Origin of the sequence: Burkholderia pseudomultivorans (assembly GCF_902499075.1) — a bacterium.
GTDB lineage: Bacteria > Pseudomonadota > Gammaproteobacteria > Burkholderiales > Burkholderiaceae > Burkholderia > Burkholderia pseudomultivorans.
Genome location: NZ_CABVPP010000004.1, coordinates 22642 through 37306, shown reverse-complemented (window position 1 = coordinate 37306; position 14665 = coordinate 22642). Strand labels below are relative to the sequence as shown.

At 68.3% G+C, this 14665-nt stretch carries 13 protein-coding genes; 5 read left to right on the top strand and 8 right to left on the bottom strand.

Going from position 1 to position 14665, the window contains the following annotated elements; translation table 11 throughout:
- Positions 1–36 precede the first annotated feature (36 nt).
- Complete coding sequence (locus tag BST28156_RS04785; protein WP_012218330.1) at positions 37–1125, bottom strand: ABC transporter substrate-binding protein; 1089 nt, start codon at positions 1123–1125, stop codon at positions 37–39.
- Positions 1126–1292: 167 nt separating this feature from the next.
- Here BST28156_RS04785 and BST28156_RS04780 point away from each other — a divergent pair, with 167 nt between their 5' ends.
- On the top strand, positions 1293–2207 hold the full coding sequence (locus tag BST28156_RS04780) for a LysR substrate-binding domain-containing protein (RefSeq protein ID WP_012218329.1): 915 nt from the start codon (positions 1293–1295) through the stop codon (positions 2205–2207).
- A 112-nt stretch (positions 2208–2319) separates the two neighbouring features.
- Here BST28156_RS04780 and BST28156_RS04775 read toward each other — a convergent pair whose 3' ends face one another.
- Genes BST28156_RS04775 through BST28156_RS04760 form a run of 4 tightly spaced genes read right to left on the bottom strand, consistent with a single transcriptional unit; the run spans position 2320 to position 6001 of the window.
- Positions 2320–3108 (bottom strand): ABC transporter substrate-binding protein, encoded by a 789-nt coding sequence (locus BST28156_RS04775; protein WP_006399130.1) that lies wholly within the window; start codon positions 3106–3108, stop codon positions 2320–2322.
- A gap of 43 nt (positions 3109–3151) precedes the next feature.
- On the bottom strand, positions 3152–4588 hold the full coding sequence (locus BST28156_RS04770; protein ID WP_012218328.1) for an FAD/NAD(P)-dependent oxidoreductase: 1437 nt from the start codon (positions 4586–4588) through the stop codon (positions 3152–3154).
- Complete coding sequence (locus BST28156_RS04765) at positions 4585–4884, bottom strand: (2Fe-2S)-binding protein (protein WP_006405327.1); 300 nt, start codon at positions 4882–4884, stop codon at positions 4585–4587. The genes BST28156_RS04770 and BST28156_RS04765 overlap by 4 nt, the downstream gene beginning before the upstream one ends.
- Positions 4877–6001 (bottom strand): NAD(P)/FAD-dependent oxidoreductase, encoded by a 1125-nt coding sequence (locus BST28156_RS04760; protein ID WP_012218327.1) that lies wholly within the window; start codon positions 5999–6001, stop codon positions 4877–4879. Before BST28156_RS04760 ends, BST28156_RS04765 begins: the two co-directional genes overlap by 8 nt.
- A 149-nt stretch (positions 6002–6150) precedes the next feature.
- Here BST28156_RS04760 and BST28156_RS04755 point away from each other — a divergent pair, with 149 nt between their 5' ends.
- Positions 6151–7065: a LysR family transcriptional regulator gene (locus BST28156_RS04755; RefSeq protein WP_012218326.1), complete on the top strand. Its 915-nt coding sequence runs from the start codon at positions 6151–6153 to the stop codon at positions 7063–7065.
- A 76-nt stretch (positions 7066–7141) separates the two neighbouring features.
- Here the strand turns inward: BST28156_RS04755 and shc are convergent, their stop codons facing one another.
- On the bottom strand, positions 7142–9193 hold the full coding sequence (gene shc / locus BST28156_RS04750) for a squalene--hopene cyclase (protein WP_012218325.1): 2052 nt from the start codon (positions 9191–9193) through the stop codon (positions 7142–7144).
- Between the two features lie 52 nt (positions 9194–9245).
- Between shc and BST28156_RS04745 the strand changes: the two genes are divergently transcribed.
- Entirely contained in the window at positions 9246–9980 is a 735-nt protein-coding gene (locus BST28156_RS04745; protein ID WP_012218324.1) for a TetR/AcrR family transcriptional regulator, read from the top strand.
- 12 nt (positions 9981–9992) lie between these two features.
- Here BST28156_RS04745 and BST28156_RS04740 read toward each other — a convergent pair whose 3' ends face one another.
- A complete protein-coding gene (locus BST28156_RS04740) occupies positions 9993–11096 on the bottom strand; it encodes a helix-turn-helix transcriptional regulator (RefSeq protein WP_012218323.1) in 1104 nt (367 codons plus the stop codon).
- Positions 11097–11488: 392 nt separating this feature from the next.
- On the opposite strand from BST28156_RS04740, the gene BST28156_RS04735 reads away from it, so the two are divergent.
- Entirely contained in the window at positions 11489–11749 is a 261-nt protein-coding gene (locus BST28156_RS04735) for a hypothetical protein (RefSeq protein WP_006415950.1), read from the top strand.
- A gap of 143 nt (positions 11750–11892) precedes the next feature.
- Here the strand turns inward: BST28156_RS04735 and BST28156_RS04730 are convergent, their stop codons facing one another.
- Positions 11893–12834, bottom strand: a complete 942-nt coding sequence (locus BST28156_RS04730; protein WP_006405320.1) for a dihydrodipicolinate synthase family protein — start codon at positions 12832–12834, stop codon at positions 11893–11895.
- Positions 12835–13238: 404 nt separating this feature from the next.
- On the opposite strand from BST28156_RS04730, the gene abaF reads away from it, so the two are divergent.
- Entirely contained in the window at positions 13239–14615 is a 1377-nt protein-coding gene (abaF, locus tag BST28156_RS04725) for a fosfomycin efflux MFS transporter AbaF (protein WP_012218322.1), read from the top strand.
- The last annotated feature ends 50 nt before the right edge of the window (positions 14616–14665 follow it).

The following is a 14665-nucleotide window of genomic DNA, read 5'->3' as shown; positions in this document are numbered from 1 at the left end:
GGGTCGGATTCCTTGCGAAGCGGCGGCGCCGCGCGTTCAGCGTTCGACCGAGCGGTTCCAGCGCTGCGTCCATTCGGTGCGGCGCGGGTTGATGGTCGTCCAGTCGACGGTCGTCAGCTTCGCGACCTGGTCGGGACCGTAGGGCACGCGCGCGGCGACGTCCGGTGCAAGCTTCACCGTCCGGTTGACGGGGCCGAGCCCGATCGCCTGCGCTTGCAGCGCCTGGACTTCCGGCGTCAGCAGGTACTGGATGAACTGCTGCGACAGCTGTGGCTGCGCGTTTTCGGCGACTGCGCACGCGGCGACCTGCAGTGCGACCGCGCCTTCCTTCGGATAGACGAACTTCAGCGGGAAGCCGGTGTTCTGCAGCGACACCGCGCGACCGCTGCCGTACGGTGCGGCGATCACGTCGCCGGCCTGCATCAGGCCATCCATCTCGCCGGGCGTCGGCGCCCACGACAGCACGTTCGGCGCGACGCGTTTGGCCATCGCATCGAAGCCGGGATCGATGCGCTTTTCGCCGCCGCCGTTCAGGCGCGCGAGCATCACGAGCGTGTGCAGCCCGTACGTGACGGTGATCGGCGGCATGCCGAGCTTGCCCTTCAGTCGCGGATCCTCGAGCGACTTCCACGAATCGGGTGCCGGCAGGCCGAGCTTCTTGAACGCGTCGGCGTTGTAGCCGATGCCGGTCGCGACCACGCCGACACCGACTGCCGCCGGACCGAGGCGCGCAAGCGGATAGAGATCCTTCATGATCGGCGCATCGTCGATCGTCGCGCAGAGGCCGAGCGGCATGGCCTGATACATCGGGCCGTCGTCCATCACGGCGACGTTGATCTGCTGATGGCCCTTCTGCGCCTGCAGCTTCGCGAGCGTGTCGCTCGAGTTGCCGGCGACGTAGACAATCTTCACGTTGTGCGCCTTCTCGAACGCCGGGATGACCTTCTGCCGATAGAGCTGTTCGTTCGAGCCGCCGACGTTCGCGACGTTCAGCGTCGTTTCCGCATGCGCGGCGACCGACGCGATCAGCGCGAGCGCCGCGCCTGCGGCGACGAGCGGTTTCGCCGCGACGCGGCGCGAGGCGGGAGAGAAGCGGGACGGGCGGCGGTGCGGCGAACGGTTCATGACGGCGATCTCCATTCGGGTGTGGTGGGCGGCGGCATCGGAACGTGTGCCGATGCAATGCAGTCTGGCGCCTGTGGTCCATGCCGTCCAATACGAATAAAATGCCGGTCCATACCGAAATGTGATGGATCAGGGTTAGGCTCTACGGGACGATACGGAGTGGCACGATGAACCTGAAGCAGATCGAAGCGTTTCGCGCGGTAATGGTGGCCGGTTCGATGACGGCCGCCGCGAAGGCGCTGTTCACGACGCAGCCGAACGTGAGCCGCATGATCGCGAGCCTCGAGCGCGATACGGGGCTCACGCTGTTCGAGCGTGTCGGCGCGCGGCTCGTGCCGACGAGCGAGGGCACCGCGTTCTTTCGCGAGGTCGAGCGTGCGTATGTCGGATTGCGCGGGCTCGCGAATGCCGCCGAGCAGATTCGCAATCTCGGCAGCGGACGGCTGCGGATCGCCGCGATGCCGGCGGTCGGCTATACGCTCGTGCCGCGCGCGATCAAGCGCTTCCAGGAGCAGTATCCGGGCGTCACGGTGTCGCTGCACGTGAACACGTCGGCCACCGTGAATCACTGGACCGCGTCGCAGTTCTGCGATATCGGCGTGGCCGTCTACGTGAGCGAGACGTCGAATTGTGAGGTCGAGCTGCTGTCGAAGGTCGCGGCCGTCTGCGTGATGCCGGGGCAGCATCGTCTCGCGAGCAAGCGCACGATCAAGCCCGCCGATCTCGCCGGCGAGTCCTTTATCTCGCTCTGTCAGGGCGACGGGATGCGCACGCTGATGGATGCGGTGTTCGAGCGCGCGGGCGTCGAGCGCAAGCTCGCGACCGAAGCGCAATACACGGCGATCTGCTGCGAGATGGTGCGGCTCGGGATGGGCGTGACGCTCGCGCATCCGGTCGTCGCGCAGGCGTTCGCGGGGCCGGACGTCGCGATCCGTCCGTTTTCGCCGGCCGTCACGATGCCGACGTATCTGCTGTTTCCGCCGCAGCCGTCGCGCGACCGCCTCGCGACCGCGTTCGCGACGCTGCTCGCCGACGAGCACGACGCGGCGACGGGGCGGACGTCGGCGCGAGGGCGTCGTTAGTTATTTGGTTTGTGAAATCGTCGGCGTCGCGGCCGCTAGCCGACGCAAACGCCGATTCGCACGCAAGCGGCAACGCACGCCGCTTGCATCGCGCGGTCTACCAGAGCGCACTTCAATTCCCGTACATATCGAAGTCGAAATACTTCGACTGAATCTTGTTGTAGGTCCCGTCGCTGCGAATCTGCGCGATCGCGCGGTTCAGCGCATCGCGCAGATCGGTATCGGCCTTGCGCACGCCGGCCGCATCGCCGTTGCCCATGATCTTCGGGTCGTAGACGACGCCGCCCGCGAACGAGAAACCCTTGCCGCGCGGCGTCGCGAGGAAGCCGAGCTGGCCCTGCACGGCGTCCATCAGCACGCCGTCGACGCGCCCGTTCACGAGATCCGCATACGCCTGGTCGTAGCTCGGATACGGCACGACCTCGACCTTCGCCGCCGCCCATTTCTCGCGCGCATAGGTCTCCTGGATCGTCCCTTGCTCGACCGCGATGCGCTTGCCGGCGAGCTTCGCCGCTTCGGGTAGCAGCCCGGAGCCCGTGCGTGCGATCAGGCGCGTCTGGTTGCGGTACAGCCGATCGGTGAAATCGATCTGCTGGCGCCGCTGCTCGGTCGCCGCCATCGACGACAGGATCACGTCGAACTTGCGCGCCTGCAGCCCCGGAATCAGTCCGTCGAAGCTGCTCGACACCCATACGCATTTCGCGTTGAGCTTCGCGCAGAGCGCGTTGCCGAGATCGATGTCGAACCCTTGCACGCTGCCGTCGGTCGCGGTCGATTCGAACGGCGGATAGGTCGGATCGACGCCGATGCGGATCGTCGTCCATTCCTTCGCCGAGGCGAGCGTCGCGCAGGCCATCGCGGCCGCGGCGACGAGCATCGTGATACGCGTCTTCTTCTTCATGGTCAGGCTCCGTTCGTGTGGGGAAGCGGGGGCGGGTGCGGCGTCAGCTCGGGAAGTCGCCGCGGCGGAAATCGTCCGACAGTTCGACGGCGTCCGCGAGTTCGTCGACGGTGATCGGCTTGATCGGCGCGCGCACGCGGTATTGGCCGACGTCGGCGACGTCGCGCTGCTGCACCTCGGCGATCAGCTCGCCGACGGTCGTGCCGCACCAGCGTCCCTGGCACGGACCCATCCCGCAGCGCGTGAACGCCTTCATCTGATTCGGGCCCTGACAGCCGAGCGACGCGAGCCGGCGGATTTCGCCGGCCGTCACTTCTTCGCAGCGGCAGGCGATCGTGTCGCCGTCGGGACGGCGCAGCGCGGCGGGCGGCGTATAGAGTGCATCGAGCAGCGGCCGTACCGCGAGATGACGGCGCCACGCCTTGAGCAGCGGCCGTTCGCGTGCGGCCTGTTCGTGCGGCGCGAGCGCACCGACGCTCGCCGCGATATCGAGCGCCGCGACCTCGCCCGCGATCGCCGCAGCCTGCGCGCCGCCGATGCCGGCGCCGTCGCCGGCGATCCAGACGTGTGCGACGCTGCTGCGTCCGCGCGCATTGCGTTGCGGCCGCCAGCACGCGGCGCGTTCGTCCCACTCATGCGCGCAGCCGATCGAGCGGGCGAGCTGCGTTGACGGGATCACGCCCTGATGCAGCAGCACGAGCGACGTGTCGAGCGCGTGTGCGATGCCGTCCGCGTCGCGAAAGCGCAGATATTGCGCGCGGCCGTCGCCGTCGACGCGCACGTCGGTGGCGCCGCGATAGACCGGTATGCCGGCGTCGCGCACCGCGCGCAGCATGCGCCAGCCTTTCAGGAGATAGTCCGCGCCGCGCAGTGCGGGCAGCGCATGCGGGAGTGCGCGTCGCCAGGCATCGGGCGGCGTCGTGTCGACCAGCGCGCGCACGCGCCGGCCCGCATTCAGCAACTGCGCGGCGAACAGCCACAGCAGCGGGCCGCTGCCGGCAAGCACCGTATCGGCCGACGGCGCGAGCCCCGACGATTTGAGCAGCGTCTGCGCGGCGCCGACGCCCATCACGCCGGGCAGCGTCCAGCCGCGCACGGGCCACGGGCGCTCCTGCGCGCCGGTCGCGATCAGTACCGCGCGTGCATCGATTTCGAGCGTGCCGCGCGCTGCGCCGCCGAGCGTCAGCATCGCGACGGGCGCAGGCTCGAATGCGATCTGCCAGACCACGCTGCGCGGCAGATAATGCGCGCCGCTCGCGAGCAGCCCGTCGATCAGCGGGCGTCCCGCCGCATAGTCGGGGCCGAGCCACTGCGCGAGCTTCGCCGGCACGTCGGCGAGGTTGCGATAGATCTGTCCGCCCGGCGACGGACCTTCATCCGCGACGACGACCGACAGCCCGGCCGAGCGTGCGGCCATGGCGGCCGCCATGCCGGCCGGCCCTGCGCCGACGATCAGCAGATCGCATGCACGCCGCGTCATGCGAGCCTCGCTTTGCCGTGCATCGCGCGCACCTGCATCCCGTCGCGCACGGGCGTCATGCAGCCTTGCACGTTCGGCACGCCGTCGACTTCGACGAGACAGTCGAAGCAGACGCCCATCATGCAGAACGGCCCGCGCGGCGATGCGCTGACGGCCGTCGAACGGCAGGCGAGCGTGCCGGCCGCGAGCAGCGCGGCCGCGACGCTGTAATGGGCCGGCACGTCGTGCGCGATGCCGTCGACATGGATGCGCACGCGTTCGCGTATCGCGTCGGCGGGAACGATCGATTCAAACATGCCGGGCCTCCTTCGGTGCGGCGAAACGCGCGGTCGTAAACGCGGACAGCTCGGCCGGCGCCGCGCGCCCGGCAATCCACGGCGCGACGAGATCGGCATGCGACGCGGCCAGCGTCACGCCGCTGTGGCAGATCGCGAGATACGCACCGGGGTGCGTGCGCGACGCTTCGTAGACGGGCAGCCCGTCCGGCGTCATGATCCGCAGCGCGCCCCAGGCGCGTACGATCCGCGCATGCGCGAGCGCCGGGAACGCGGTGCGTGCGCGGCGCGCGATGTCGGCCATCGCGGGGCGCGTCTGGCCGTCGTCGAAGCCGACGTCTTCGGCCGAATCGCCGAGCAGCACCGAGCCTTCCTGCGTTTGCCGGACGACGAGCGTCGGATAGGCGAGAAACGGCGCGAGCCGTTCGGTCACCATGATTTGCCCGCGCAGCGGCGAGATCGGCGCGGCCATGTCGACCATCGGCGCGAGCCGCGCATTGTCGAGGCCGGCCGCGAGCACGACGCGCGCGGCGTCGAGCCGCACGTCGCGCGTGTCCACTTCGAAGCGGCCCGCGCGCGGGCGAATCTCGACGACGTCGTGACGCGGCAGATAGACGCCGCCGTTTTGCAGGAACGCTTGCAGCAAGGCGCGCAGCGTGTAGAGCGGATTCGCGTGGCCGTCGTTCGGCGACCACAGCGCGCCGGCCAGCGCGGCCGACGCGGCCGGAATGCGGCGGCGCAGTTCGGCCGGATCGAGCGCTTCGTAGGCGAGCGCCGCGTCCTGGCGGCGCAGCGATTCGAGCAGCGCGATCGCGTCGTTCATGTCGGCCGCATGCTCGAACAGTTCGATGCCGCCCGGCCGCTCGAAGCCGCAGTCCACGCCCGTCTCGCGCTGCAGCTGCGCGGCGAATGCGCCCCAGCGCTCGGACGATTCGCGCGACCAGCGCGCATACGGCAGACAGCGGCCGCCCTTGCCCTGCACCCAGACGAGCCCGAAATTGCCGCGCGCCGCGCGAAACGCGATGTCGTCGCCGTCGCATACGGCGACGCGCTCGCCGAGCCGCGCGAGGCCCCAGGCGAGCGCCATCCCGACGAGCCCGCCGCCCGCGACGACGACGTCGAAGCTGCGCACGTTCATCGGCAGCTCCGGCGTGGGGAGGTCTGGATAGGGATGTTATGGTGCATGGCGGCGGCGTTCGTGGCGGAATGTACGTTGCAGGACCGATGTTCGGACAGGCAAAATGGGCTGTCCAATACAGGTTGATCAACGACCCATAACCCAATGTTATGACGACGCCTTCACTGAGAATCCGCCAGATCGAAGCGTTCCGCGCCGTGATGCAGCGCCATACCGTCACGCGCGCGGCGCGCGATCTGCATATTTCGCAGCCGGCCGTGAGCCGGCTGATCGCCGATCTCGAGGCGCGCGTCGGGTTCGTGCTGTTCGAGCGGCAGCAGGGGCGCTTCACGCCCACCGCGCAGGCGCGCGTGCTGTACGAGGAAGTCGAGCGCGCGTTCATCGGGCTCGATCGCGTCGCGCAGGCCGCCGAGCAGATTCGCGCGATGCGGCGCGGCACGCTGCGCGTGGCCGGCTCGCCGGCCGTCGCGCTCGATCTGCTGCCCGAGCGCATCACGCGTTTTGCGCGCGCGCATCCGGGCGTCGATATCACGCTGCTCGCGCACAGCGCGTCGACAGTCGTCGACAAGATCGCATCGGGGCAGTGCGACGTCGGGCTGATCGCCGAGCCCGTGCCGCATCCGGCCGTACGCAGCGAGCGGCTCGCCGACGCGCCGATGCGCTGCATCGTGCCGCGCACGCATCGGCTCGCGCGCAAGCGCGTGATCCGCCCCGACGACCTGCGCGACGAAGCCTTCGTCTCGTTTCCGCCGAGCTTCGAGGCGCGCAGCGCGATCGACCGCGTATTCGTCGACGCGGGCGTGTCGCGCGGGCTGTCGATCGAGGCGCAGCTGTCGCAGACGATCGTCGCGTTCGTCGCGAACGGCGCCGGCGTCGCGCTGATCGATCCGGTGACGGCCGCGTATGCAGGCCATCGCGTCGCGGTCAGACCGTTCGAGCCGGTCGTGCCCGATCACTTCTATCTGGTGACGTCCGCGTCGCAGCCGCTGTCGATGATCGGCGAAGCATTCTGCACGGACTTGCGCGAGGCGTTCGGGCGGATGCGGGCGCTGCGCGACGCGTGAACGGCGTACGCGCGCACCGCGAGGATCGCGCCGGACGCCGTCGCTCGTCGGCGCGCCGGCGCGTTGCGATCGCCGTTTACGCGAGCGCGGTATCGGCCGCGTGCGGCGCCCGTCCGGACGACGCACGCGCCCGCGCCTCGGCCGCGCCCGCCAGGCGCCGGTAGCGCGCGAGCGCCCATAGCGGGAAGTACGCAGTATAGCCGTGATACTTCAGGTAGAAGATGCGCGGGAAACCCGGCGCGTTGTGCGATCGGTGCCACCAGAAGCCGTCGTCCTGCTGCACCGATTGCAGATACGCGATGCCGCGCTTCACCGAATCGGACGCGCAGTCGCCGAACGCCATCTGCGCGAGCAGCGCCCATGCCGTGCAGTTCGATGTGCTCTCGCCGCCGTTGGTGCCGGCAAGCGCCGGGTCGAGATAGCTGTCGTTTGTTTCGCCCCAGCCGCCGTCCGCATGCTGGTGCGCGCGCAACCATTCGAGCGCGCGCGCGATATACGGCTGCGACGGATCCTCGCCGGCGAGCGTGAGGCCCGCGAGCACGCTCCATGTGCCGTACAGATAGTTCGTGCCCCAGCGGCCCCACCAGCTGCCGTCGGGCTGCTGCGTGCGCTTCACGTAGTCGATTGCACGCGCGAGCGACGCGCGGTCTTCCGCACGCCGCGTCACGCCGAAGCACAGCAGCACGCGGCCCGATACGTCCTCGGTCGGCGGATCGAGCAGCGCGCCGTGATCGGCGAATGGGATCGCGTTCAGGTAGAGGCGATCGCAATCGGCGTCGAACGCCGCGAAGCCGCCGTTGCGCGACTGCAGCGCGCGCATCCAGTCGAGCGCGCGCGCGACGCGCGCCGCATACGGGTGCGAGCCGTCCGCGTTGCGATGCGTGCGGCCGCGGCGATCGAGCATTGCGGTGACGACCGCGCTGTCGTCGATGTCGGGGTAATACGGGTTCGCGTACTGGAAGGCCCAGCCGCCCGGCTGCGTGTCGGCCGGCGCGTTCTCGATCCAGTCGCCGCGCAGGTCGTTCACCTGGCGCGTCGCGAGCCAGTCGTAGGCGCGCGCGATGCGGGCGTCGAGTTCGTCGAGCGCGCGCGCCGATTCATCCGATTCCGGCACGGCCACGCTGCGTGCCTGTTCGAGCGCCATCGTGCTCCACGCCGTATCCCAGACGGGCGACAGGCACGGCTGGCAGTACACGCTGCCGTCGGGCCGCGTGACCAGCAGCTTCGCGAGCGCGTTTTCGCAGTCGCGGCGCAGCGGATGATCTTCCGGATAGCCGAGCACGTCCATCATCTGATAGCTGTACACGATCGGCGGAAAGATGCCGCCGAGGCCGTCCTCGCCGTTCATGCGTTGCGCGCACCAGGCCTCCGCGTGCCGGATCGCGCGCCGGCGCAGCCGTTTCGGCAGCAGCGGTTCGACATGGCGAACCACGCGGTCGAGGATGAGGAACGCGCGGCGCATGCCGCGCGTCGGCGGGAAGTAGTGGCGCTCCTGGTCGGGCGGCGTGACGAACAGCTCGGGAATCGCGACGTTGCGCGGGTTGCGCGCGCGGGCCTTCAGCGAGCACAGCACGAGCAGCGGCACCATCGTCGTGCGCGCCCAGTACGCGACCTTGTACATCGAGATCGGTACCCACTTCGGGAACAGCACGAATTCGATCGGCATGAACGGTGTCGCGCGCCACGGCACCTGCCCGAACGTCGCGAGCAGGATGCGCGTGAACACGTTCGAGCGGGCCGCGCCGCCGAGCTTCAGGATCGCCTCGCGCGCGCGGATCATGTGCGGCGCATGCTCGCTGTCGCCGGCCGCCTTCAGCGCGAAATACGCCTTGACGCTGCACGAGACGTCCGGCGCGCCGTCGACGTACAGATCCCACGCGCCGTGCGTGTCGAGCCGCTGGATCGCACGCAGGTAGCGCGCCATCCGTTCCTGAAGCGCGTCGTCGATCCGGTCCATGAAATGCATCATCAGGATGTATTCGGCCGTGATCGTCGCATCGGATTCGAGTTCGAAACACCAGCTGCCGTCGGGCTGCTGAAGACGGGCAAGCGCGTCGCGTCCGCGCGCGATCGCGGTGTCGAGCGCGGACCAGGGAGAGAGGGCGGACTTGTTCATGGCGCGGATCATACCATCCGGATGGAATGTTTACCGCGAGACGGCCGGTGCTAACATCGCGTCCATGAAAAAACGCTCCGTATCCGCTCGTTCCGCTCAGTCCGTACCCGTCGATCGCGCAGAACCGGGCGACGATGCTGCGCAATCGCGTGCAACCGCCGCCGCGCCTGCGCCCGTTGCCGGCGTGCGGCGTAAAAAGGCGCCGGAACAGGTGCGCGCCCAGCTGCTGGATGCCGCGTCGGAGATCGCGACGCATCACGGCGTGGCCGCCTTGACGCTCGACGCAGTGGCCGAGCGTGCCGGCGTGACGAAGGGCGCGCTGCAGTATCACTTCGCGAACAAGCAGGGCCTGCTCGATGCGCTGTTCGAGCAGGCCACCGAGCGGTTCGCGGCGCAGATGGCCGCGCGCCGGGCGGCCGATCCGCACGGCGAAGGGGCGGCCGCGCGCGCGTATCTGCATGCGGTGCTCGATACCGCGCAGCCGGCCGCGAGTACCGACGTGCTGCGCGTGCTCGTCGCGTCGATGATTACCGATCAGGAGACACGCGCACGCTGGTCGGTGCCGATGCGCGAGTGGACGCGGCCGGACCCGGTACCGCTCGAGCAGGCCGCGACGCTGATGATCTGCCGGCTCGCGGCCGACGGACTGTGGATCTCGGAGCTGCTCGACAGCGTGGAGATGTCGGCGGAGCTGCGCACGGAGATCGTCCGGCAGCTGGACCGCATGAGCGGCGGCGGTGCGCCGCAGGCCGGGACGAAGCCACGCGCGCAAGCACGCGCGCGCGGGCGGCGCGGCTGAGCGGCTCCGGTTTCAGTCGCCGAACAGCGCGACGAGATCCGCGATCCGTCGCACGCCCGTCTTCGCGAAGATCGATTTGATCTGGCTTCGCACGGTGCTGATGCGCACGCCGTTGCGCTGCGCATATTCGGCAGGCGTCAGGCCGCCCGCGATGCCGCTCGCGACGGCCATTTCCGCCGGCGTCAATGCGAACGGTGCGCCTTCGGCGTGCGGACGCGCGGCGCCGCGGAACGGCCGCCGCGGCAGCAGCATCGCGAGCGGCCGCGTGTCGCGGTCGAGCGATGCGGTCAACTGCGGCTTGAGCGGAACGACCTGAATTTCGAGCGTCGGGCGACGCTCGCGATCGAGCGCATAGAGCGGCTGCGGCGCGGCGACGTGCGGCGGCGTGCACGCATCCTTCACGCGCTGCGCCAGTTGCGGCGCCACCTGCGGCGACGAGGCGACGACCCGGTCGGCCTGCACGCGCAGTTCCGTCGAAGCGCCGAGCAGTGCGCTCGCGGCCGCATTCATATAGCGCACGCGCAGCGTGTCGTCGACGACGATCACCGCACGCGGCAGCGCGTCGAGCGCCGCGGCCAGCATCGGCGCACTGTCGTGCGTCTGCGCGGCCGTTTCGCGCACGCGAAAGACGTTCGGCAAATGATCGAGCACGCGCTGCAGTTCGCGCACCGTATGCGCGTCGTAAGGCTGGTGATTGACCGGACGATGCACGGCGAGAATCAGCCGCCGATCGCCTTCGAGCCGCATGCCGCCGCACGAATAGCGCAGCCCTTCGCGGATATAGAAGTCCTGGTAGTACTCGCTGCGGTCGATCACGCTGTCCGGCAGGAAGCGGTGCATCGGATACATGCGGCCTGCGGGTTCGCGCATCAGCACCTCGCGCGCGAGATCCAGGCTGTGATAGTGGCTCGCATACGCGTCGGCCCAGCCCGAGCCGTAACCGGTGAAGCGGTATTCGAGGAAGCGGCCGGTGCGCGCGTCGTGCACGAAGCAGTTCGCGGCGCGCGCGTCGGCGAGGGCGACGAGCGCCCGAAGCGCGACGTGCCATTGTTCGGGATCGATGGCGGCCGCATAGAGCGCCGCGATCGACTCGTCCGCCGATCGTATCGTGGTCATCCCCGTACCCCCGTTGGCGCATGCGCGCCGCCGCACGTTCGAGCTGGACGATCAGCGCCCGCCCGTCGAACGAATGCCGTGCGATCGATTCTAGCAAGCACCCCCAGTTTTGGGGATGCTGCTGCGATGCGGAATGTCTAGGATCGGCAACAGGCTCGCGGTTCGGCGTGCTGGCGCACATTTCGATACCGACGTTTTGCGCGGTGCGGAATGATGCGACTCGCGGCGTCATTGATCGGACGATAGCGCGGTACGACGCGCGGCACCGACAAGATTCCGACACACGCCGCGCGTACCGTCATCGAGCACGCGCGCAATCTGACGCAGACGGAGACACGGCGGCAGCGCGGGCAGCAGGTCGGGGGTGTCATGTTTCGGGGGGCAGGATCAACATGCTGACGAGAGACTATGTCGAACGCGAGCTGTCGCACATCCAGAGAATGGTCGCGATGCTCGAAAGCGATAGCGGCACGAAGGCGTATCTGCCGGGCGCTGCGCGCGTGAGTTGTCCGAGTTACTGGCGAGGGCGCATCGAAGCGCTGCTGTCGACGCCCGACATGCCGCGTCATGCGCGGAAAATCAGCGAAACGCTGCTCGTGAAGATCGACGGCATGGAAGCGCGATTCGCGGCGCGTGCGTCCGCGCGCAGATAGCAGGGTCCGTTCGCGCGTCGGCGCGGATTGGCGCGCATCGGCGCGCATTCACGCGATCAACGCAAAGGCCACGGAAACATCCCGTGGCCTCGTGGGTGCGCGCAGCCGAGTCGGCTGTGCGCGTCAGTGCATCGTGCGCCGGCTTAGCCAAGCGTCTTCGACCAGTTCGCGTACCAGTTGCGGAACAGCGTGTACTGCGTTTCCGCATAGTTGCGCTGCGCGTCGCTCAGCACGTCGGTTTCGTTGAAGTGCAGCGTGTATTCCTTGTCGCCGTTCAGCACCATCAGATACTTGTAGAACAGCACGAGGTCGCAGCCTTCGTCGAACGACGACAGCACCGCCAGCGCCGACTCGAGTTCCTTCGCGCGCGCCCGTGCGACCGCATCGCCTTGCGCCGCCTTCTTGCACAGCTCGACGAGGTGCAGCACTTCGCGCGGCAGCGCGTTGCCGATGCCGGTGATCGCGCCCGCCGCGCCGCAGTTGACGAAGCCGTGGAAGACTTGCGTATCGACGCCAGCCATCAGCGTCACGCTATCGTCCTGCGACGTGATGTTCTCTGCGGCATAGCGCATGTCGGCCGCGCCGCCGAATTCCTTGAAGCCGATCAGGTTCGGATGCTGGCGACGCAGTTCGAAGAACAGGTCGGCGCGCGTCGCGAAACCGTAGTACGGGCTGTTGTAGATCACGGCCGGCAGATTCGGCGCGGCCTTCAGGATCGCGGAGAAGTGCGCCTTCTGTGCGGCCGGCGACGCGCCGCGCGACAGCACGCGCGGAATCACCATCAGGCCGTGCGCGCCGACGGCCGCTGCGTGCGCCGCGTGCGACACGGCTTCCTTCGAGTTCACCGCGCCAGTGCCGACGATCGTCGGCACGCCGGCCGCGACGAGGCGCGCGACGCCCTCCTGGCGCTGCGCTTCGGTCAGCAGCGGCCAGTCGCCCATCGAGCCGCAGTACACGACCGCGCGCATGCCGATTTCCACCAGCTCCTTGCCCTTCTTGACCAGTGCGTCGAAGTCGGGCTGGCGGTCGGCCGTGCACGGCGTCATCAGCGCAGGAATGGTGCCGGTAAAAATGTTGTCGCTCATCACGTTTCCTCTTTCAGATTGGATCAACTGCCGTGGCGCCCGCGGCGTGGCCGGTGCGCGCTCGTCTCCTCGTCCGTGCAACGTGGCCGCGGCTTCGCCGCCGGCCGACCTCGCACGCCGATGAACGCATTCTAGATGTTTCGAATATTTTATACAATATAAAATTAAAAGGATGCGGCCCGGAATGTTCGGGCGTGTGCAGAAGGGCCGTGGTGTGCCGAAAAAGGCGTCGGACCTCGGCCGCCGAGGCGAGTCGATGTAGCGAACCTCTCGCCGTCCCACTCTCGGTGAGCCGCGTGCTCGTCCTGTTGGATTGCGTAATGAATATTGTATAAAATCGTGCCGCGAGCAGGCTCGCGTAAAGAACCAGAAAGCACAACGCAAGACATGAACAGGAGACACCCATGACAGGTCAGGTCGGCGACGCAGTGTCGCCCGGTAATGCCGCCGCGCAGCGCGCGGCATCGAACAGCGCCTTGAAGCGCGTTGTCGCCGCATCGATGGTCGGATCGATCGCGGAGTGGTACGAATTCTTTCTGTACGGCACGGCGTCCGCGCTCGTCTTCGGCACGCATTTCTTCAGGAAGACCGGCAATCCGGTCGACGGGCTGCTCGCCGCATTCGCGCTGTATGCGGTCGGGTTTGCCGCGCGCCCGATCGGCGGGCTCGTGTTCGGCTATTACGGCGACAAGTTCGGCCGCAAGCATCTGCTGCAGGTGAGCCTGATCGTCGTCGGCGTCACGACGTTCCTGATGGGCTGCCTGCCGACGTTCGACGCGATTGGCTACTGGGCGCCGGCCCTGCTCGTCACGCTGCGGCTGATCCAGGGCTTCGCCTTCGGCGGCGAGTGGGGCGGCGCGGTGCTGCTCGTCAGCGAGCACAGCCCCGACGACCGTCGCGGCTACTGGGCCAGCTGGCCGCAGGCCGGCGTGCCGGCCGGCAATCTCGTCGCGACGATCATTCTGCTCGTGCTGTCGAGTTCGCTGCCGGAGTCCGAGTTTCTGTCGTGGGGCTGGCGCGCCGCATTCTGGTTCTCGGCGGTCGTCGTGCTGATCGGCTTCTGGATTCGCCGCAAGGTCGACGACGCGCCGATCTTCAAGGATGCGCAGGCGCGCCGCGAACGGAACCAGGAGAAGCAGCTCGGCGTGATGCATGTGCTCAGGCATCACTGGCGCGAGGTGCTGATCGGCATCGGCGCGCGTTTCGCGGAAAACATCCTCTACTACATGGTCGTCACGTTCTCGCTGACGTACCTGAAGCTCGTCGTCGGTGCCGACACCACGCGGATCCTGAAGCTGATGTTCGCCGCGAACGCGATCCACTTCTTCTTCATCCCGCTGATGGGGCTGATGTCGGACCTCGTCGGCCGCAAGCCCGTGTATCTGACGGGCGCCGTGCTCACCGCGTGCTGGGGCTTCGTCGCGTTTCCGATGATGGACACCGGCAACGACTGGATCATCATGGCCGCGATCGTGCTGGGCCTGTTCATCGAGTCGATGACGTATTCGCCGTATTCGGCGCTGATGACCGAGATGTTCCCGACCAACGTCCGCTATACGGCGCTCTCGCTCTGCTATCAGGTTGCGCCGCTGATGGCCGGCTCGCTCGCGCCGCTGATCGGCCTGTCGCTGCTCGAGCGCTATCACTCGTCGATGCCGATCGCGATCTATCTCGTCGTGGCGGCCGCGATCTCGATCGTGTGCGTCGGCGTCGCGAAGGAAACGCGCGGGAAATCGCTGCGCGACGTCGATGCGGATGCGCAGCGGCGCACGGCGCGCTAGCAGCAGCCGGGAGGCGGCGCATTTCGACGAGCCGGGCAGCGTGCAAAACG